Annotated in this window: 17 protein-coding genes and 1 tRNA gene; 12 read left to right on the top strand and 6 right to left on the bottom strand. The window is 63.3% G+C overall.

Annotated features, from left to right (window positions below; all coding sequences use genetic code 11):
• Window positions 1-218: 218 nt before the first annotated feature.
• Window positions 219-1,211, bottom strand: coding sequence for a DUF6473 family protein (locus tag AC1DQK_RS13785; protein WP_477871399.1), 993 nt, complete (start codon window positions 1,209-1,211; stop codon window positions 219-221).
• Window positions 1,141-2,298 carry a sulfotransferase family protein gene (locus AC1DQK_RS13780; protein WP_477871397.1) on the bottom strand — a complete coding sequence of 386 codons (1,158 nt, stop codon included), beginning with the start codon at window positions 2,296-2,298 and terminating at the stop codon, window positions 1,141-1,143. Before AC1DQK_RS13780 ends, AC1DQK_RS13785 begins: the two co-directional genes overlap by 71 nt.
• A 676-nt stretch (window positions 2,299-2,974) precedes the next feature.
• On the opposite strand from AC1DQK_RS13780, the gene cysD reads away from it, so the two are divergent.
• From cysD to AC1DQK_RS13765, 3 genes are read left to right on the top strand one after another with little or no spacing between them, the layout of a single operon-like run.
• The gene (gene cysD, locus AC1DQK_RS13775) at window positions 2,975-3,874 is read left to right on the top strand and encodes a sulfate adenylyltransferase subunit CysD (RefSeq protein WP_477871395.1); all 900 of its coding nucleotides are present in this window, start codon (window positions 2,975-2,977) and stop codon (window positions 3,872-3,874) included.
• Window positions 3,874-5,793, top strand: coding sequence for a sulfate adenylyltransferase subunit CysN (gene cysN / locus AC1DQK_RS13770; protein ID WP_477871393.1), 1,920 nt, complete (start codon window positions 3,874-3,876; stop codon window positions 5,791-5,793). Before cysD ends, cysN begins: the two co-directional genes overlap by 1 nt.
• Entirely contained in the window at window positions 5,790-6,551 is a 762-nt protein-coding gene (locus AC1DQK_RS13765) for a 3'(2'),5'-bisphosphate nucleotidase CysQ (RefSeq protein WP_477871391.1), read from the top strand. Before cysN ends, AC1DQK_RS13765 begins: the two co-directional genes overlap by 4 nt.
• A 44-nt stretch (window positions 6,552-6,595) precedes the next feature.
• On the opposite strand, the gene AC1DQK_RS13760 is transcribed toward AC1DQK_RS13765, so the two are convergent.
• On the bottom strand, window positions 6,596-7,573 hold the full coding sequence (locus AC1DQK_RS13760) for an alpha/beta hydrolase (protein ID WP_477871389.1): 978 nt from the start codon (window positions 7,571-7,573) through the stop codon (window positions 6,596-6,598).
• Window positions 7,574-7,876: 303 nt separating this feature from the next.
• Between AC1DQK_RS13760 and AC1DQK_RS13755 the strand changes: the two genes are divergently transcribed.
• From AC1DQK_RS13755 to AC1DQK_RS13735, 5 genes are all read left to right on the top strand, one after another.
• Window positions 7,877-9,373, top strand: coding sequence for a sensor histidine kinase (locus AC1DQK_RS13755; RefSeq protein WP_477871387.1), 1,497 nt, complete (start codon window positions 7,877-7,879; stop codon window positions 9,371-9,373).
• A gap of 13 nt (window positions 9,374-9,386) precedes the next feature.
• Complete coding sequence (locus AC1DQK_RS13750; RefSeq protein WP_477871385.1) at window positions 9,387-9,833, top strand: response regulator; 447 nt, start codon at window positions 9,387-9,389, stop codon at window positions 9,831-9,833.
• Window positions 9,833-10,870, top strand: a complete 1,038-nt coding sequence (locus AC1DQK_RS13745) for a sensor histidine kinase (RefSeq protein ID WP_477871382.1) — start codon at window positions 9,833-9,835, stop codon at window positions 10,868-10,870. The genes AC1DQK_RS13750 and AC1DQK_RS13745 overlap by 1 nt, the downstream gene beginning before the upstream one ends.
• A gap of 93 nt (window positions 10,871-10,963) precedes the next feature.
• Window positions 10,964-11,185, top strand: coding sequence for a hypothetical protein (locus AC1DQK_RS13740; RefSeq protein ID WP_477871380.1), 222 nt, complete (start codon window positions 10,964-10,966; stop codon window positions 11,183-11,185).
• A 47-nt stretch (window positions 11,186-11,232) separates the two neighbouring features.
• Window positions 11,233-11,306: transfer RNA gene (locus AC1DQK_RS13735), tRNA-Gly, on the top strand.
• A gap of 83 nt (window positions 11,307-11,389) precedes the next feature.
• Here the strand turns inward: AC1DQK_RS13735 and AC1DQK_RS13730 are convergent.
• The 3 genes from AC1DQK_RS13730 to AC1DQK_RS13720 form a co-directional block, all read right to left on the bottom strand.
• Window positions 11,390-13,258: an acetyl/propionyl/methylcrotonyl-CoA carboxylase subunit alpha gene (locus AC1DQK_RS13730; protein WP_477871378.1), complete on the bottom strand. Its 1,869-nt coding sequence runs from the start codon at window positions 13,256-13,258 to the stop codon at window positions 11,390-11,392.
• Between the two features lie 139 nt (window positions 13,259-13,397).
• Window positions 13,398-14,999 carry a carboxyl transferase domain-containing protein gene (locus AC1DQK_RS13725; protein ID WP_477871376.1) on the bottom strand — a complete coding sequence of 534 codons (1,602 nt, stop codon included), beginning with the start codon at window positions 14,997-14,999 and terminating at the stop codon, window positions 13,398-13,400.
• A gap of 109 nt (window positions 15,000-15,108) precedes the next feature.
• Window positions 15,109-16,272, bottom strand: coding sequence for an acyl-CoA dehydrogenase family protein (locus AC1DQK_RS13720; protein ID WP_477871374.1), 1,164 nt, complete (start codon window positions 16,270-16,272; stop codon window positions 15,109-15,111).
• A 90-nt stretch (window positions 16,273-16,362) separates the two neighbouring features.
• On the opposite strand from AC1DQK_RS13720, the gene AC1DQK_RS13715 reads away from it, so the two are divergent.
• The 4 genes from AC1DQK_RS13715 to AC1DQK_RS13700 all read left to right on the top strand — a co-directional run bounded on the left by AC1DQK_RS13715 (window position 16,363) and on the right by AC1DQK_RS13700 (window position 18,841).
• Window positions 16,363-17,259, top strand: coding sequence for a LysR family transcriptional regulator (locus AC1DQK_RS13715; protein ID WP_477871372.1), 897 nt, complete (start codon window positions 16,363-16,365; stop codon window positions 17,257-17,259).
• A 69-nt stretch (window positions 17,260-17,328) separates the two neighbouring features.
• Window positions 17,329-17,682 (top strand): DUF1428 domain-containing protein, encoded by a 354-nt coding sequence (locus AC1DQK_RS13710; RefSeq protein ID WP_477871370.1) that lies wholly within the window; start codon window positions 17,329-17,331, stop codon window positions 17,680-17,682.
• Between the two features lie 14 nt (window positions 17,683-17,696).
• Window positions 17,697-18,047, top strand: a complete 351-nt coding sequence (locus AC1DQK_RS13705) for a GFA family protein (RefSeq protein WP_477871368.1) — start codon at window positions 17,697-17,699, stop codon at window positions 18,045-18,047.
• On the top strand, window positions 18,047-18,841 hold the full coding sequence (locus tag AC1DQK_RS13700; RefSeq protein ID WP_477871366.1) for a DUF72 domain-containing protein: 795 nt from the start codon (window positions 18,047-18,049) through the stop codon (window positions 18,839-18,841). Before AC1DQK_RS13705 ends, AC1DQK_RS13700 begins: the two co-directional genes overlap by 1 nt.
• The last annotated feature ends 28 nt before the right edge of the window (window positions 18,842-18,869 follow it).

Below are 18,869 nucleotides of genomic sequence, written 5' to 3'. Positions count from 1 at the left end.
CCTTGCCCGGAAGCATCGGCTCGATCCGACGCCACTGCGCCTCGCTTAACTCGTATCGCTTGATCCCCATGATGCCTCCGCAATCGCGGAAACCCATGAATCAGACATCCCACCACTTGGGAATCCTCTGAATGTCGATACAGCCTAGGTCCTCGCGGGCGAGGGCGAGACTATCGCCTCGCCTGGATCGACGTTGCTCGGAAAATTGGCGCGAGCGGTCAGCAGGAAAGCGACTCGATGACCGGCTGAAGCGATCGTGCCGCATCCTCGTGCATTTCGGCCGACGGATAATAGAGGTTCCGGCCGGCTTGGATGACGCGATATTCGATGCCCTTATCTTCATAATCCGCTGGATTGATCGGCCGACCGGTGGCCAGGCTGATCAGCGGCGCGCCCATGCCGCGGTCGCCGGTGTAGGACGCCCGCGCCGCGCACATCTCGGCTGCGCGATCCGCCGTCGTCCGGTCGATTAGTTGCGGAAATTCGCCGTAGATCATGCTGACCAATTCTCCGGTCGGGCGATGGCCCAAGCCGGCGTGGATCGCTTCCCAGTCGATCGCAAGATCCGGCTCTCGACGCGAGAACCAGAAGAAAACGACCGGCACGGTGAGCACCGAGACAAGCTTTCGGGTGGTTTCAAGCCAGCTTTCTCGGCTTTCCTGAAGATAGCGCGGGGCCTCGTCAGGCTCTTCGTCAAGGATGCGGGTCCACGCAGTTACCGAGTCCACGATATCACCGTGCCGCATATCATTCAGATATTCGATATAGCCTTCAGCGCGGAAACGGCTGTTCGACTCGTGCCTTGCGGACATGCACTGGAGGATCACGAACCGTCCCCGGTTCATGGCCGTGATGAGTTCGGGATATTGCAGGACAAACCCCGGACCCGCGCCACCCACAGAGAGGTTCAGGGCGTCGAGACCGTTGGCTTCGGCAAGAATATCGGGAAAGGGCCGGCTGATGAACCGGCCGAACGTCTGAGCCGCGCCCAAGCAACTGAAAAATGATCCTTGCGGGGCGTGCAGGGGATCGATTGCCGGACCGCGAAAGGCGACCGGACAACCCGGCACCACGAACTGGCGGTAATCCGCGATGTCAATGTCGCAATCCTGATAGTCGGGATGCCATTGCTTCACTGCCTTAGCCCCTCTCCAGTTCGACCTGGAAACGTTCCACATAGTCTCCGAACATCCGGTCAACCATGGCAACATCCAAGCCATAATCATCCAGTCGATATCTGTGCGCGCCGGCCTGGCTTCGGGCGCGGTCGTGGCGCGCTAGCTCCTCGCGCATCTCGCGATCGACCTGCTCCGATAATTCCAGTCCTTCAAAGCGATAGAGTTCGCGGATCATGGCCATCGGATCGCGAACGAAATTCGCGTAATGCATGTCGAAAAATGGGAGATCCGGATGCCGATCGCGCGCCGCGATCATCCGGGTCGCGCTCTTGGCCAGGATCTGCGAAACCTGATGCCCGATCATCGCACGATCAACCGAGCTGTTCGCCACCGACAGGGGGTGCTCGTTCAGGCTGCACGTCGAACCTACCGGCTTGATCGGATCGCGATGCGTATAGACGATACGGGCGTCGGGGTAGGTGGCGAGGATCTCCTCGATCGCCAGCGCGTGCGATGGGAATTTGATCGTCCAACTGCCCGGCGCGGCGCTCTGCAACACTCCCAGATACCGCCGGTGATAAGCATAGGCTGCGGCCAGGTCGGCGTCGTTCATCCACCATTCAAAGTAGTCCGGCACCTGAGCCCGGACAAGCCAGCTAAACGACTTGAAGTCCTGGCCCAATATCCAATGGCATTCGGTAGGTTCATCGCCGCGTTCCACGTGATGATTAAGCGGAATTATTCCGTCAGCAATCAACCTATCGACTTCCGCTACGCGAAGGGCGATGCGCGGATCGTCGTGGATATGGCTGGCCGATACAGGTGGAGTCTCGCGATTCCCCTCCCAGTTCCAGTGAATACGGCGCTGGGGATCGAAGCGGAGCAGATTTACCAGCAGCGTCGTCCCCGCGCGCGGCATGCCCAGAATAATCAGCGGGCGGGTGATCGGCGTCGCTGCAATTTCCGGGTGGCTGTCATACCAATTCTCGACACGGAAGCGCGCGCGCAGGGCATCGATGATCGAGCCCCTGGCCGCTTCCGCCGCACCTGGGCGGAAGGTGCCAGACCGCGAAAAATCGCGGGCCAGAATTTGAAGTCCGGGGCGCCAGCTGTGGCAGGCAGGAATCGGTTCGGCTTGGGCCGCGATCGCTACCATCGAGTCGGGGTCGAAGTCCGCCATGGCGGATGTGGCTATCCGCTGACACCGAAACGAGAAACGCACGATTGGACTAGTCTAAATTGCAGGGTAAGGAAGCGCCAATAATGTCCGATTCCAGCGCCGACGTCCGTTTTGGGGACCACTTCATGCTCGCGGCAGCTCTTCTCGGCGGATAGAGGGATCTCCCGAGGGGAGACTATTCGCTTGCCCAACAATTACCCATTTTATTTTTCCGGTCGCACTGCGCCCGTAACCGGCGGGATGGGAGGCATCGGCCTTCGCATCGCGCAATCCAGCGAGGACTGCCGCAGTTCTCCATCGCTAAGATCGGCAACCTCGCTCAACGCATAACGCAGTCATTTCTCCATTTCTTATATGGAATCGATCGAGCTGGCAAAGCTCTGCCATATAGCTGCGTTGAACATCATCCGAACGGAGTGGAAATCGCTGACTTCGGGGTCGGAATCCTCATGGGACGAAAAATGACTGCGGTGTGATCCGTCCTGATGCGCAGCCGGAGCCTGGCGAGGAAGAGTGGCAGTGCCCGAAGTGGTTGGTCGAACATCCCTTAATGCGAGACGGTGAGGAACTCGCTTTCGTCGATCCGAGCCAGGCCGATGCTGTCCCCATTTGGGGACTGAAGAGGCTGAACTAGGCTGTAAAGTGCAGGCACAAGCAAATCAGACAAGGAGGGCAGGTGCATACTCTTACCCATCTCGAGCGCCTTGAAAGCGACAGCATCCAAATCTTCCGCGAGGTCGTGACCAGCGCCGAGAAGCCCGTACTGCTTTACAGCGTCGGCAAGGACAGCGCGGTGATGCTGCATTTGGCGCGCAAGGCCTTCTATCCGTCGCCGCCGCCCTTTCCGCTGCTGCATGTCGACACGACCTGGAAGTTCAAGGCGATGTACGAGCTGCGTGATCAGATGGCGCGCGAGAGCGGCATGGAGTTGCTCGTCTACCAGAACCCCGAGGCAAAGGCGCGGGGGATCAATCCGTTTGACCACGGCTCACTGCACACCGACATGTGGAAGACCGAGGGGTTGAAGCAGGCGCTGGATCTCTATGGTTTCGATGCGGCGTTCGGCGGCGCGCGGCGCGACGAGGAGAAGAGCCGGGCGAAGGAGCGGATATTTTCGTTTCGATCGGCCAATCACCGCTGGGATCCGAAAAATCAGCGTCCCGAGCTTTGGAATCTCTACAATGCCCGCAAGGCCAAGGGCGAGAGCATGCGAGTGTTCCCGATCTCGAACTGGACCGAACTCGACATCTGGCAATATATCCATCTTGAGAACATCCCGATCGTTCCGCTCTATTTCTCCGCGTCGCGTCGGACGGTAGAGCGCGACGGAATGATCCTGATGGTCGACGACGAACGCTTCCCGCTCAGGCCGGGCGAGACGCCCGTCGAGCGTTCGATCCGCTTCCGCACGCTCGGCTGCTACCCGCTCACTGGCGCGGTCGAGAGCGAGGCGGCCACACTGCCGGAGGTGATCCAGGAGATGTTGCTGACCACCACGTCCGAGCGGCAAGGCCGGGCGATCGACCACGATCAGGCCGCAAGCATGGAAAAGAAAAAGCAGGAGGGGTATTTCTGATGGCCACCTTCACCCCGGCCCCGGACAGCTCGTATAAGGCGCAGGACCTGATCGCCGACGATATCGACGCCTATCTGGTCCAGCATCAACACAAGTCGCTCCTGCGCTTCATTACCTGCGGATCGGTCGACGATGGCAAGTCGACCCTGATCGGGCGGCTGCTCTACGATTCGAAGATGATCTTCGAGGATCAGCTGGCCGCGCTCGAGGCCGACAGCAAGCGTATGGGAACGCAGGGGCAGGAGATAGACTTCGCCCTCCTCGTTGACGGACTCGCCGCAGAGCGTGAACAGGGCATCACCATCGACGTCGCCTATCGCTTCTTTTCGACAGACAAGCGAAAGTTCATCGTCGCCGATTGCCCAGGGCACGAGCAATATACGCGCAACATGGTCACCGGTGCCTCGACGGCGGACCTTGCCGTTATCCTGATCGACGCGCGCAAGGGCGTGCTCGTCCAGACGCGGCGGCACAGCTATCTCGCCAAGCTGCTGGGCATCCGCAACATCGTGCTGGCGGTCAACAAGATGGATCTGATCGACTACGATCGCGCGAAATATGATGCCATCGTCGCCGACTATAGTGTGTTCGCTGCGAGCATCGGTATCACCGATTTCGTGCCCATGCCGATTTCCGGCTTCAAGGGCGACAATATCACAGCCAATTCGCCGAACACGCCCTGGTATGAGGGCTTGCCGCTGATGACGCATCTGGAGACCGTCGCCCTCGACAATGAGGCCGACCAGGCAAAGCCGCTGCGGATGCCGGTGCAGTGGGTCAACCGCCCCAATCTCGACTTCCGTGGATTCTCCGGCCTGATCGCAAGCGGAACGGTCAGGCCCGGCGACGCGGTGCGGGTGCTGCCGTCGGGCAAGACCTCCAGCATCACGCGTATCGTGACGCTCGGTGGCGATCTCGACGAAGCCGTCGCGGGCCAGTCGGTCACGCTGACCTTCGCCGACGAAGTCGATTGCTCGCGCGGCGATGTGATCTCGGTAAGCGACGCGCCACCCGAGGTGTCGGATCAGTTCGAGGCGACCATCGTGTGGATGGACGACCAGGAGATGCTGCCCGGCCGCTCTTATTGGCTCAAGCTCGCGACCCAGACCGTCACCGCGACGATCAATGCGCCGAAGTACCAGGTCAACGTCAACACGATGGAGCATCTGGCGGCTAAGACGCTTGATCTTAACGCCATCGGCGTCGTCAATCTGTCGACAGACAAGCCCATCGTGTTCGAGCCCTATGAAGCCAATCGGTCGCTTGGCGGGTTCATTCTGATCGACAAAATGACCAACGCCACCGTTGGCGCAGGCATGATCCATTTTTCGCTTCGCCGTGCACAGAACGTGCATTGGCAGGCGACCGACGTCAGCAGGGAAATCCATGCGCGCCTCAAGAACCAGAAGCCGGCAGTGCTCTGGTTCACGGGTCTGTCGGGTGCCGGCAAATCGACGATCGCCAACCTGGTCGAGAAGAAGCTGGTGCGGATGAACCGCCACACCTTCCTGCTTGATGGCGATAATGTTCGTCATGGCCTGAACAAGGATCTCGGCTTCACCGATGCCGACCGGGTCGAGAACATCCGCCGCGTCGGCGAAGTCGCCAAGTTGATGACCGATGCGGGTCTGATCGTGATCACCGCGTTCATCTCGCCTTTCCGCGCCGAACGACGGCTCGTGCGGGAGATGATCGCCGATGGCGAGTTCATCGAGGTGCACATCGATACCAGTCTCGCCGACGCTGAGGCGCGCGACGTGAAGGGCCTCTACAAGAAGGCCCGTAGCGGACAGCTCAAGAACTTCACCGGTATCGATTCTCCCTATGAACCGCCCGAGAGACCGGAGATTCACATCGATACGGCGACAATGAGCGCCGAAGAGGCCGCTGACTTCATTATCGAAAGGCTTATCCCATGAGCATGGCGGATACCGAGCTCGCCCGTCATATCGCCGATACGGCCGGCAAGATATTGCTGACGCTCCAGCAATCTGGCCTGTTCGAGGGCAAGGCGCTGGGCAAGGCGGGGGACCGGACCGCCAATGCATTCATCATCGAGGCGCTGAAGACCAACCGTCCCGACGATGCGATCCTCTCCGAAGAGGAGAAGGACAACGCCGACCGGCTATCCGCAAGCCGCGTCTGGATTGTCGATCCGCTCGACGGCACCCGCGAATATGGCGAGCAGCGCGATGACTGGGCGGTCCATATCGCGCTTGCGATCGATGGCGAGCCGGTGATCGGCGCCGTCGCGCTGCCGGGCGTGCCGCTGACTCTGTGCTCGGGCCAGCCCCAGCCAATTCCGGACAATCCGGGCAGGCTGCGGATGCTCGTCAGCCGCACCCGTCCTGCCAGCGAAGCGGTAGCCGTCGCCGAAGCACTGGGTGCGGACCTGGTGCCGATGGGCTCGGCAGGCGCGAAGGCGATGGCGGTAGTGCGCGGCGACGCCGACATCTACTTCCACACCGGCGGCCAATATGAGTGGGACAATTGCGCTCCCGCCGCCGTCGCCCTTGCCGCAGGGCTGCATGTCAGCCGCGCCGACGGACGGACACTCGCCTATAATAGGTCTGATCCATATCTGCCTGACCTGCTAATCTGCCGAAAACAACATGCCGAGAAGGTGTTGGCGTTGATTTCGACGGCCGGCGCTTCTGAGCAGCAGGCGCCAACCTGATGTCCGCAGTCCCAAATGCGTTCTTTTCAGGATCGACCCGCTGATTATCGTCCCGTCAGCTGTTCGCCGATGAACGTCGACATCTCCGCTATCGCCTGTCCCGCAACGCTGTCGAAGAAGACGTCCATCGTCGCGAAGCCGTGGATCATGCCGGCATAGCGGCTCGTGCGGACGTCGACGCCCGCCGCGGCCATGCGGCGCCCGTAATGCTCCGCCTGCTCGGTCAATATGTCGTGTTCGGCCGTGATGATCAGCGCCGGCGGCAGCCCTGCGAGGCGGGACGCGAGCAGGGGCGCGAAGTCGGGGTGGTTGCGCGCGGTGCGAGCCGGATCATATTGATCGTAGAACCAGGCGATCTCCGCACGGTTCAGGAACGGTGGCACGAAACGGCGCAGCGAAGCTGCGTCGCTGTCGTCGGTGCAGGGATAGACCAGCACCTGCGCGGCGAGCGGGCAATTTCCTGCCTCGACCAGCTTGCGCGTGACCACCGCCGCCAGATTGCCGCCGGCGCTGTCGCCCGCCAGGATCAGCGGCACCTCTCGACCGGCCATTGCGGCGCGGCGATTGGCAAGCCAATGGGTTGCGGCCAGCACATCGTTGACCGGCGTCGGAAACGGATGCTCCGGAGCAAGCCGATAGTCGAGCGACACGACCGCGCAGCCGCTTTGGTTGGCAAGGCGGCGGGAAAAGCCGTCGTACCCGTCCGAACTGCCCAGCACGAAGCCCCCGCCATGCACCCACACGACGAGGCCGGGCACCTTTGTGGACGGGCGGTAGAGCTTGGCGCCGATCTGACTGTCGCCGACCGACACCACCAGTTCCTCGACATGTTCGACCGGCTCAACCTCCAGCGTCAGCGCCAACGCCTGGGCGGCCGCGTCGAGGGCCGCGCGGGTCTGTGCGGCCGGGCGGGTGGTGAGGCCTTGCCACGCCGGGTTCTGAGCGAAAAGGTCCGCAACACGCTCGGCGAGGGGATGAAGCGGGCCGCTCGGCATATGGGGGCCAGGCACATCGTGGTTCATCTCGGTTTCACCCCCGCGTTCGAAACCTCTCCCGTGGCTGCAACCGAGCGGCTCGCCGGCCGCCTTGGAGCCGCCCCGGCCCGATCTCCTTATCTCGTCAGGCGCGATCCTTGGCAACTCTCTCCCGAGTTCCGTCAAGGCGCCACCCGGCCAAGGCGATCGTCCTTCCGTCCGCCCGATAGGGCATGGTTCGCGGCATTGAACGTCGCCGTGCACACAGATGGGATGTGCACTGAAACACGCTCCGTCCTATGTACTTGAAAATATTTGGCAGTCCCTGCTGTCGCGGCTAGGCAGACGGCGATGATGGCGGTGCGACAGACTTCCGAACGTCAGGCGGAGCGCCGCTTTGCGCGCACCGTCCTGCTGCTCGTCATGCTGGGCTTCGCTGCGGTCATGCTCGCGGGGATGATGGCCACGCTCGCCATGCTCCGCGGGGAGGACCGGGCTGTCTCCATCAATCATGCCCATCGGGTCGAGCGCGAAGTGGACGGCATCCGCTTGTCGCTCGAGCAGATGCGCAGCGCCCGGCGCGGCTTCCTGCTGGAACTGCCCGTCGATCCGAACGCGAGCTATGACAAAGCATCGGCTCGGCTGTTTGGCGCCATCGAACGGGTGGGCCGGCTGACCGTGGGTAACCCGGTCCAGCAGGATAATATCGGCCGGCTTTCGGCGATGGCGGGTACGCTCGACCAGCTGTTCCGGCGGTCGATGAGCCCGAGCTCGCTGCGCGCGGCAGCGTCCGAGCAGGAACGCCAGCGGCTCGCCAGCAAGGTGGAGGCGCTGGCGAACCGGATGCTGGCCGAGGAGCAGCGTCTGCTGGCGAAGCGCAACGCCGAACGCGCCCGGGCGGTCGGGAGCTTTTACGCGGTGCTCGCCGTAACGGCCCTGCTGCTTGCGTTGGTCGGCGCCGGCTCGATCTGGGTGATCCGCCGCTATACCGGCGAGCTGCTCGTCTCCCGCGATGCTCTGCAATCGCTCAACGAAAACCTCGAAGGCGCCGTGGCCGAGCGTACCACCGATCTGCAGCGTGCCAATGAAGAGATCCAGCGCTTTGCCTATATCGTCAGTCATGATCTGCGCGCACCGCTGGTCAACGTGATGGGGTTCACCGCCGAACTCGAGGCGGCGATCGAGCCGCTCGACGCGCTGATCGCAAGGGTCGATGCCGAGGCGCCCGCGCTGGTCGACGACGAGGCCCGCCGCACCGTTCGCGAGGACCTGCCCGAGGCGATCGGCTTCATCCGGGCATCGACCGAGAAGATGGACCGGCTGATCAACGCGATCCTGCGGCTGTCGCGCCAGGGCCGCCGTACCATCGCGCCCGAACCGATCGATCTGGACCAGCTTGTGACGGGCGTTGTCGATACGCTGCGCCATCGCATCGACGAGTTGGGCGTGACCGTCGCCATCGCCGGCGACATGCCGCAACTCGTCAGCGATAGGCTCGCCGTCGAACAGATCCTGTCGAACATGGTCGAGAATGCCGTCAAATATCTCAAGCCAGGTCGCCCCGGCGATATCGCCATCGCCGCCCGCGCTCATCATGGCCGCGTGCTGATCGCCGTCTCCGACAATGGGCGGGGCATCGATCGGCGCGACCATGAGCGCATCTTCGATCTGTTTCGCCGCTCGGGCGCGCAGGACCAGCCCGGCGAGGGCATCGGGCTGGCCCATGTCCGCGCACTGGCCTATCGTTTGGGCGGCACCATCACGGTGGAGTCCGAACTGGACGCGGGCGCGACTTTCACCCTCAACCTGCCCGCCCGGTTCGTCGACGAGAAAAGCGGCACGACGTGAGAAAGGCATTATCATGAACGCCCCGCTGGCGGTGAACATCGTCATGATCGAGGACGACGAGGGCCATGCCCGCCTGATCGAGAAGAATATCCGGCGCGCCGGCATCTCCAACCCGGTCCATCATTTCCTCGACGGCACCAGCGCGCTGCGCTTCCTCTATGAGGATGCGCGCGGCCCCGTCCGCAACGGCCCGGCGCTGATACTGCTCGATCTCAATCTGCCCGACATGAGTGGCATCGACATCCTGGCGAGGATCAAGCGCGAGGGCAGTCCCCTGCGCCGCGCGCCGGTGGTGGTGCTGACCACGACGGATGACAAGCTGGAAATCCAGCGCTGCTATGATCTGGGCTGCAACGTCTACATCACCAAGCCGGTCAACTACGAGAATTTTGCTACGGCTATCCGTCAGCTCGGCCTGTTCCTGTCGGTGATTCAGGTGCCGGACGTCGAAGAATCCTGATGCCCGAAACGCCCGCAATCCTCTATATCGACGACGATGAGGGCATGCGCCGGCTGACGGCGCGGGCGCTGAAGCGGCTCGGCTATCGCGTCGCCCTCGCGGGCAGCGGCGCCGAGGGTGTCGAGATGGCGGCGGCCGAGCATTTCGATCTGGTCGCGGTCGATCATTATATGCCGGGTCAGGACGGGCTCCAGACATTGTCGGCGCTAAAGGCGCTGCCCGAGCCGCCGCCGGTAATCTTCGTAACTGGATCCGACGACAGCCAGCTCGCCGTGGCCGCGTTGAAGGCCGGTGCGATCGACTATGTCGTAAAGACTGTGAACGAAGATTATTTCAACCTGCTCGGCCAGGCGGTTGCGCAGGCGCTCGCAACGGTCAGCCTGAGGCGTGAAAAGGATGAGGCGGAGGCGCAGCTGCGCGAGAGCAATGCGCGGCTGCAGATGCTGCTCAAGGAGGTCAACCACCGCGTCGCCAACAGCCTGCAGCTGGTCTCCGCCTTCGTAAACATGCAGTCCCGCGTCCTGGATCCCCGCGAAACGGCTGCACGCGCCGCGCTCGACGATACGCAGCGGCGCATCGCGGCCATCGCGCAGGTTCACAAGCGGCTCTACACCTCGGCCTCGGTGGAGGCCGTCGACATGGCCGAATATCTCGCGTCGCTAGTGGAGGAACTGGGCGAGACCTGGTCCACGCCCACCGCGCCACGCGATATCCGGCTCGAGGCCGAGCCACTCAAACTGGAGACCGACAAGGCTGTCGCGTTGGGCATCATCGTCACCGAACTGGTGACCAATGCCTGCAAATACGCCTATGCCGATGGCTGCTCCGGTGAGGTCCGCGTAATCCTGTCAGGCGCGGGCCAGGCGGGATTTTGCCTGCGGGTAGAAGATGACGGTGTCGGCATGCCGACATCGGGCACGGCGCAAGGAACCGGCTTGGGCACCAAGCTCATCAACGCCATGGCGCAATCGGTGAAGGCCTCAATCGAATTCGAACCTGCCGAACGCGGCGTCCACGCAGTCGTTATGGGCTCGTAATATCCGGAATATCAACCGGCTGGACGAACGTCGTGGAACATTCTTAACCATCTTCCGGCACAGCCGCTTGACCGACTCGGCAGTGCATGTTTGTTGCGCCGCAGCGTAAATCTGGGGGTTGAGGTGTTTGCTTTCCTTGCTTTGGTCTATGGCTTCCTGGCGTCGTTCATCCTGGCATGCCTGGGGCGTAACCGGCGCGAGCAGCGTCCCGACGCGCCGATTCTCGCCTTTGCCAGCCGTGGCCTGATGGCCGCTTCGGCGACCGGAGCCTGCCTCGCGCTGAGCGCTGCGGCTTGGGGTTCGCTGGTCCATTAAAGCAGTTGTCGAGCGGGTCCGCTTTCGGCTATCAGGCCGCCTCCGGCGCGGGCGTAGCATAGTGGTAATGCTCTAGCCTTCCAAGCTAGCTAGGAGGGTTCGATTCCCTTCGCCCGCTCCAAAACAGGATATCTTGCCGCCCCCGCGCATACCGCACCGCCTGTCCGGCTTCCGGAAAGCTGAGGATCGTCGCGACATAACAGCTCATTGCTCTGCCTTCTCGACCCGCACCAGCATTGCGCCTTCCGAGACTTGCCCGCCGACGCTGGCCTTGAGTTCGGCCACGACACCATCGAACGGTGCAAGCATCGCCTGCTCCATCTTCATCGCTTCGAGCACCAGCAGTTTCTGCCCTTTGGTCACGGTTTCGCCCTGGCTGACCTCGATCGCGATGACCTTGCCGGGCATCGGCGCAAGCAGGCTGCCATCGGAGACGGCACCGCCTCCGCCCGCATGATCGGCGCGAGGCGCCTCGAACGGCCATGCCTCGCCGTCGAGGAACAGCAGCCGCTCGCCGCCGACCAGAATGTCTCGTGCGCGGAGCGGGCCATTGTCGATATCGACGAGATAGGCGTGGCCGGCGATCTCGACCTCAACGCGCCGGTCGGGCGCTGCATTGGGCCGGAAGCCGGGCAGTGCGCTCCACACATCGCCCGATGTCGGGAGCAGGGCCCGCGCGGCGGCCTGCTGGACCATATCGGATGGCTCGGCTGCTGGAACCAGTCGTTCGGCATGACGCTCGATGAAGCCGGTGTCGATGTTGCCCGCCACGAAGTCCGGATCGGAAGCGGCGCGTGCGAGGAAGGCGGCGTTGGTCCGAACCGGCCACACCTCCACGCGCCGCGCCGCCGCCGCCAGCTTGGCAGCGGCAGCAGGACGGCTGGGCGCTGCTACGATCAGCTTGGCGATCATCGGGTCGTAATAGGGCGAAACCGCGCCCCCTTCCTCTACGCCGCTGTCGACGCGGATGCCGCGCGGCAGCTTCAGCCGGTCGAGTTTTCCCGTCGACGGCAGGAATCCGTTCGACGGATTTTCAGCGTAAAGCCGTGCTTCCATGGCCCAGCCGCTGATCGACAGCTGCTCCTGGCGCTTCGGCAGGGGTTCACCGCTCGCGATGCGCAGCTGCCACTCGACCAGGTCCTGCCCGGTGATCGCCTCGGTCACCGGATGTTCGACCTGCAGCCGGGTGTTCATCTCCATGAACCAGATACGGTCAGGGCGCAGGCCTTCGGACGCATCCGCGATGAACTCGATCGTGCCCGCGCCGATATAATCGACCGCCTTCGCCGCCTTAACCGCCGCCTCGCAGACCGCGGCGCGGGTGGTCTGGTCCATGCCGGGGGCCGGGGCTTCCTCGATCACCTTCTGGTGCCGGCGCTGGAGCGAGCAGTCGCGTTCGAACAGGTGGACGACGTTGCCATGGCTGTCGCCGAACACCTGCACCTCGATGTGGCGCGGGCCGAGGATATATTTTTCGATCAGCACGCGATCATCGCCGAACGATGCGGCGGCTTCGCGCCGGCATGAGAGCAGCGCGTCGGCAAATTGCTGCTTGGCATCGACCTTGCGCATGCCCTTGCCGCCGCCGCCGGCGACCGCCTTGATGAGCACCGGATAGCCGATGGCGTCGGCCTCCGCCTGGAGGCGTGCCGGATCCTGGTCATCGCCCATATAGCCGGGCGTTACCGGCACGCCCGCGGCGATCATCAGTGTCTTGGCGGCATCCTTCAGCCCCATTGCGCGGATAGAGGCCGGGGGCGCGCCGACCCACACAAGACCAGCCCCCTGGACGGCTTCGGCAAAATCGGCATTTTCGGAGAGAAAGCCATAGCCCGGATGGATCGCCTCGGCGCCGGTGGCGCTGGCGGCTCCGAGGATCTTCTCCTGCGCCAGATAGGATTCGCGCGCGGGGGCTGGGCCGATGCAGACCGCTTCGTCCGCTTCGCGCACGAAGGGCATGGCCGCATCCACATCCGAGTGCACCGCGACGGTGCGGATGCCGAGCTTGCGCGCAGTGCGGATGATCCGCCGGGCGATCTCGCCGCGATTGGCGATGAGAAGCGAGCGGATCATGGCCTGCTCCCAATTACCACGTCACCCCGGCGAAGGCTGGGGACCATGTCTGTTGCCATCGGCGATCCCGTTTCATGTGAAGAGAGACATGGATGCCAGCCTTCGCTGGCATGACGATGATTGGGCTCGTCCTTCATCGTCACATCCTGAATAGGCCGAACGTCGCCCGTTCCGGGATCGGCGCGTTCAGCGTGGCGGCGAAGGCGAGACCAAGGACGTCGCGGGTCTGGGCCGGGTCGATGATCCCGTCATCCCATAGCCGCGCCGTAGCGTAGTAGGGATTGCCTTCATCCTCATATTTCTGGCGGATCGGTGCCTTGAAGGCTTCGGTCTCCTCGGTCGTCCAGCGCTCCGCATCGCGGTGCACCGTCGCCAGCACCGCGGCGGCCTGTTCGCCGCCCATCACGCTGATGCGGCTGTTAGGCCAGCTGAACAGGAAGCGCGGTTGATAGGCTCGCCCGCACATGCCGTAATTGCCCGCGCCGAAGCTGCCGCCGATCAGCACGGTGATCTTGGGAACCGAGGCGGTCGCCACGGCGGTGACCAGCTTTGCGCCGTTCTTGGCGATCCCCTCGGCCTCATATTTGCCGCCGACCATGAAGCCGGAGATGTTTTGCAGGAACAGCAGCGGCACCCGGCGCTGGCAAGCGAGCTCGATGAAATGCGCGCCCTTGAGCGCGCTCTCGGAAAACAGCACGCCATTATTGGCGAGAATCGCGACCGGCATGCCCCAGATATGCGCGAAGCCGCAGACCAACGTGGTGCCGTAGAGCGGCTTGAACTCGTGCAATTCCGATCCGTCGACGAGGCGAGCGATCACCTCATGCACATCATAGGGTGCGCGGACGTCGGACGGCACGATGCCGTACAGCTCGGCTGGGTCATGGCGCGGCGGCCGCGGCTCGGCGCGGTTCACGATGGCGGGCGAGGGCGGCTGCAGCGTCGCGACGATGTCTCGCACGATCAGCAGCGCATGTTCGTCATTCTCGGCGACATGATCGACCACGCCGGACTTGCGCCCGTGGGTGTCCGCGCCGCCGAGTTCCTCCGCCGAAATGATCTCGCCGGTCGCCGCCTTCACCAGCGGTGGGCCGGCGAGGAAGATCGTGCCCTGGTTGCGCACGATAACGGTCTCGTCGGACATCGCCGGCACATAGGCCCCGCCTGCGGTACAGCTGCCCATGACGCAGGCAATCTGCGGGATGCCCTCTGCCGACATCTGCGCCTGGTTGAAGAAGATCCGGCCGAAATGATCGCGATCGGGGAAGACCTCGGCCTGGTGGGGCAGGTTGGCGCCGCCGCTGTCGACCAGATAGATGCAGGGCAGCCGGTTCTCGCGCGCGATCTCCTGCGCGCGAAGGTGCTTCTTCACCGTCATCGGAAAATAGGCGCCGCCCTTCACCGTCGGGTCGTTTGCGACGATCATGCATTCACGGCCGTGGACCCGGCCGATGCCGCCGATCACGCCCGCCCCGGGCGGGCCGCCCTGATCGTCATACATGCCGTTGGCGGCGAGCTGGCCGATCTCGAGAAATGGCGAGCCCGGATCGAGCAGGCGGTGGATGCGATCGCGCGGCAGCAGCTTGCCACGCGCGACGTGCCGCTCGCGATGCTGTGCCGAACCGCCGAGCGCGGCGCTGGCGACGCGGGCGCGCAGCTCATCGGCCAGCGCGCGATTATGCGCTGTGTTTGCGGCGAAGCTTTCGGAGGCGGGATCGACGAGTGTGGTGAGTCTGGTCATTAAAGCAGTCCGTCATGCCAGCGGAGGCTGGCATCTCGTGAAGTCGGAGCGCGCGCTTGCCGACTGAGATCCCGGCCTTCGCCGGCATGACGCTCACGGGGCAAAACAATCACGCTGCACCCCCGATCAGCTCGCGGCCGATCAGCATTCGCCGGATTTCATTGGTTCCGGCGCCGATGTCGAGCAGCTTTGCGTCGCGCATATAGCGTTCGACCGGCCAGTCCTTCGTATAGCCCGCGCCGCCCAGCGCCTGCACCGCCTCAAGCGCGACCTTCACCGCATTTTCGCTGGCCAGCAGGATTGCGCCGGCCGCATCGAACCGGGTGGTGCGGCCCGCGTCACACGACCTGGCCACGGCATAGACATAAGCCCGGGCGGAATTGAGCGCGACATACATGTCGGCGATCTTGGCCTGCATAAGCTGGAAGGCGCCGATTGGCTGGCCGAACTGCTTCCGCTCGCGGACATAGGGTAGAACCGTATCCAGGCAGGCCTGCATGATGCCGAGTTGGATGCCGGCGAGCACCGTGCGTTCATAGTCGAGCCCGGACATCAATACGCCGACCCCGCCGCCCGGCGGACCCATGACATTTGCGTCGGAAACTTCGCAATCCTCGAACACCAGCTCGGCGGTCGGCGATCCGCGCATGCCGACCTTGTCGACCTTCTGCCCGATCGAGAAGCCTTTCATACCCTTCTCGATGATGAAGGTCGTGATCGTGCGCGAGGGCTTGTCGCTGTCATCTCCGGTCTTGGCATATACCACCAGCGTGTCGGCATAGGTGGCATTGGTGATCCAGAATTTGGTGCCGTTGAGGATGTAGCGATCGCCCTTCTTCTCGGCCTTCAGCTTCATCGATACGACATCGGACCCGGCGCCCGCTTCGGACATGGCGAGGCTGCCGACATGCTCGCCGGAGATCAGCCGGGGCAGGTAGCGCGCTTTCTGTTCGGGCGTCGCCCAGCGGCGGATCTGGTTCACGCACAGGTTGGAGTGCGCGCCATAGCTGAGGCCGATCGACGCCGAGGCGCGCGCCACCTCCTCCTGGGCCACGACATGCTCGAGATAGCCCAGCCCCAGCCCGCCATCAGCCTCGTCGACGGTGATGCCGTGCAGGCCGAGCGCACCCATCTCCGGCCAGAGCTCGACGGGAAACCAGTCCTCCGCGTCGACCTTTGCGGCGAGCGGCGCAATGCGGTCGGTCGCGAAGCGTGATGTGGTGTCGCGGATGGTGTCTGCCATCTCGCCCAGCGCGAAATCGAAATCTGCCATGCGTGCTCTCCCGAACTTTGCGGAGTCGATACGCCAGAAGGTACTATAAGAAAAATTGAAATAAGCGCGGCAACATTATAGAGAGAAACTATGATCGACCGCCACCTGCTGCGTTATTTCCTCGCCATCGTCGATCAGGGCAATTTCTCCAAGGCAGCCATCTATTGCAACGTCTCGCAGCCTAGCCTGTCGGCGGGGATAGCCAAGCTCGAAACCCTGCTCGGCCGGCCGCTGTTCATCCGCACCAACCGCAGGGTCGAGCTGACCGAGGCGGGCGTCCAGCTCGCCGGCCACGCCCGCCGCATCGAAGCGGAGTTCGCCGCCGCCGAGCGCGCCGTGCAGGAAGCGGCGGCGGCGATAACGATTCGGCTTGGCATTCTCTCGTCGATCCCGGCGTCGTGGATAGAAACCTATGCGGCCCGGCTGCGCGACAATGGCAGCGGCGAGCGCGTCGAACTGATCGAAGCGCGCGAACGCGACCTTAGCGAGCGGCTCGCGCGCGGCAGCCTCGATGCGGCGCTGACACTGATACGCGAAGACGCGCGTTTTCCGGCCGAACGCCTGTTCAGCGAAGGCTATGCGCTTGCGATGGCGGCGAGCCATCCGCTCGCCCGCCGGGGTGCCATCGAGGGCGCGGAGCTGGCCGGCGAGCCGATGATCGTGCGCCGTCATTGCGAGCTGCTGTCCGATACCAGCCGCTATTTTACCGCGCGAGGGGTGCGGCCTTTCTTCCCGGCCCGGGTCACCAGCGACGATCGTGCGCTCCGGCTCGTGCGCGCCGGGCTGGGCATGACGGTGATGCCCGATTGCTTCACGGCACCTGGCGTCGCCCGCCCGCGGCTGGTCGATTTCCCGTTCAGCCGCGACGTGGGCCTGTTGTTCGGCGGGCATGCCGATCCAGGGTTGCGCGAGCGGCCTGCGATGAAGATCCTGGTAGATACGATCGAAGACCGATCGCACGATGGATTCGCGCGGCAGTCGGCGTAAAATTGTTGGCTTCCCGCCATCCCTGCCACGGAAACGGGCGGAGCTGGCACGATCAAAAGGAGTTATGCGATGCCTTATGTCGACGGATTCCTGCTCGCAGTGCCTACGGACAAGCTCGACGCTTACAAGGCGGTCGCCGAGCTCGCGGGGGCGGTCTGGAAGGAATATGGCGCGCTCAGCTATGTCGAATGCATTGCCGACGACGTGCCCTATGGGGAATTGACCAGCTTTCCGCGTGCGGTTCAAAAGAAGGACGACGAGACGGTGGTCTTCTCTTGGATTACCTATGAGTCGCGCGCGGCGCGCGATGAGATCAACAAGAAGGTGATGGCCGACCCGCGCCTCAAGCAGGATGCCGAGAATATGCCGTTCGACGGCAAGCGCCTGATCTATGGCGGATTCACCACGATGGTCCAAATGTGAGGAGGGGCTAGGAAATGGCGTTCGAGGGAAGCTGCCATTGCGGCAAGACCGCGTTCAAGGTCGACGCGGAGCCTCCCGCCGAGGCTATGACCTGCAATTGTTCGCATTGCCGGCGCAAAGGCTTGCTGCTCGCCTTTTTTCCCGACGAGCTGTTCACGCTCCAGCGCGGCGACGACGATCTGAAGAGCTATTTTTTCTACAAACATGTCATCGAGCATCGTTTTTGCACGACATGCGGTACCCAGCCCTTCGCTGTCGGCAAGGGGACTGACGGCAAGGCGATGATAGCGGTCAACCTGCGGTGCGTGCCGGGCATCGATATCGATGCGCTGGAGATCCACGCCGTCGACGGCGCCAGCTTCTGATGGCGGGCGCAATCCATATCGGCGTCGGCGGCTGGACCTACGAACCGTGGCGCGACAATTTCTATCCAAAGGGTCTCCAGCAGGCGCGCGAACTCGAATATGCGAGCCGCCACCTTACCGCGATCGAGATCAACGGCACTTATTATGGAACCCAGAAGCGCGACAGCTGGGTCAAATGGGCCGAGACCGTGCCGGATGATTTCGTCTTCACGGTCAAGGCATCGCGCTTCTGCACCAACCGCAAGATCCTCGCCGAAAGCGCCGATTCCATCGCGAAGTTCGTCGGTCAGGGCATAGCCGAGCTGGGCGCGAAGCTCGGACCCATATTATGGCAGTTCATGGCGACCAAGAAGTTCGATCCGCTGGACTTCGCCGCCTTCCTCGCGCTGCTACCGCGCGAACAGGAGGGCGTGGAGCTCCGCCATGCGCTCGAGGTGCGCCACGACAGTTTCGTCTGTGCCGAATTCGTCGATCTGGCGCGGGCGCATGGCTGCGCGATCGTCTTCGCCGATCATCCCGAATATCCCGCGATAGCGGATCTTAGCGCGCCGTTCGTCTATGCCCGATTGCAGCAAACCCGGGGCGATGTGCCGACCGGCTATAGCGAAGCCGAACTGGCCAAATGGGCAAGCTGCATTGCGGAGTGGGACTCGGGTAAGGCTCCAGCTGGGCTGCCCTATGCAGCAGCAACCCAACCGATCGACACGGGGCGCGAAACTTTCATATTCGTCATCGGCGGGGCCAAGGAGCGCAATCCTGCCGCCGCCCAGGCGCTGATCGAGCGCGTTGGCTGAGCCATTGTCAGGGGGGGGGGGGGGGGGG

Source organism: Rhizorhabdus sp. P4_G5, from assembly GCF_056401065.1.
This window is presented reverse-complemented; position numbering and strand designations above follow the sequence as displayed.

Coding starts and splice junctions, on each gene's coding strand:
- AC1DQK_RS13760 (WP_477871389.1), bottom strand. CDS start 7,573: ATGAACCACGATGTGCCTGGCCCCCATATGCCGAGCGGCCCGCTTCAT.
- AC1DQK_RS13755 (WP_477871387.1), top strand. CDS start 7,877: ATGATGGCGGTGCGACAGACTTCCGAACGTCAGGCGGAGCGCCGCTTT.
- cysN (WP_477871393.1), top strand. CDS start 3,874: ATGGCCACCTTCACCCCGGCCCCGGACAGCTCGTATAAGGCGCAGGAC.
- AC1DQK_RS13730 (WP_477871378.1), bottom strand. CDS start 13,258: ATGATCCGCTCGCTTCTCATCGCCAATCGCGGCGAGATCGCCCGGCGG.
- AC1DQK_RS13780 (WP_477871397.1), bottom strand. CDS start 2,298: ATGGCGGACTTCGACCCCGACTCGATGGTAGCGATCGCGGCCCAAGCC.
- AC1DQK_RS13765 (WP_477871391.1), top strand. CDS start 5,790: ATGAGCATGGCGGATACCGAGCTCGCCCGTCATATCGCCGATACGGCC.
- AC1DQK_RS13785 (WP_477871399.1), bottom strand. CDS start 1,211: ATGTTGCCATGGTTGACCGGATGTTCGGAGACTATGTGGAACGTTTCC.
- AC1DQK_RS13715 (WP_477871372.1), top strand. CDS start 16,363: ATGATCGACCGCCACCTGCTGCGTTATTTCCTCGCCATCGTCGATCAG.
- AC1DQK_RS13720 (WP_477871374.1), bottom strand. CDS start 16,272: ATGGCAGATTTCGATTTCGCGCTGGGCGAGATGGCAGACACCATCCGC.
- AC1DQK_RS13750 (WP_477871385.1), top strand. CDS start 9,387: ATGAACGCCCCGCTGGCGGTGAACATCGTCATGATCGAGGACGACGAG.
- AC1DQK_RS13725 (WP_477871376.1), bottom strand. CDS start 14,999: ATGACCAGACTCACCACACTCGTCGATCCCGCCTCCGAAAGCTTCGCC.
- AC1DQK_RS13745 (WP_477871382.1), top strand. CDS start 9,833: ATGCCCGAAACGCCCGCAATCCTCTATATCGACGACGATGAGGGCATG.
- AC1DQK_RS13700 (WP_477871366.1), top strand. CDS start 18,047: ATGGCGGGCGCAATCCATATCGGCGTCGGCGGCTGGACCTACGAACCG.
- AC1DQK_RS13710 (WP_477871370.1), top strand. CDS start 17,329: ATGCCTTATGTCGACGGATTCCTGCTCGCAGTGCCTACGGACAAGCTC.
- AC1DQK_RS13705 (WP_477871368.1), top strand. CDS start 17,697: ATGGCGTTCGAGGGAAGCTGCCATTGCGGCAAGACCGCGTTCAAGGTC.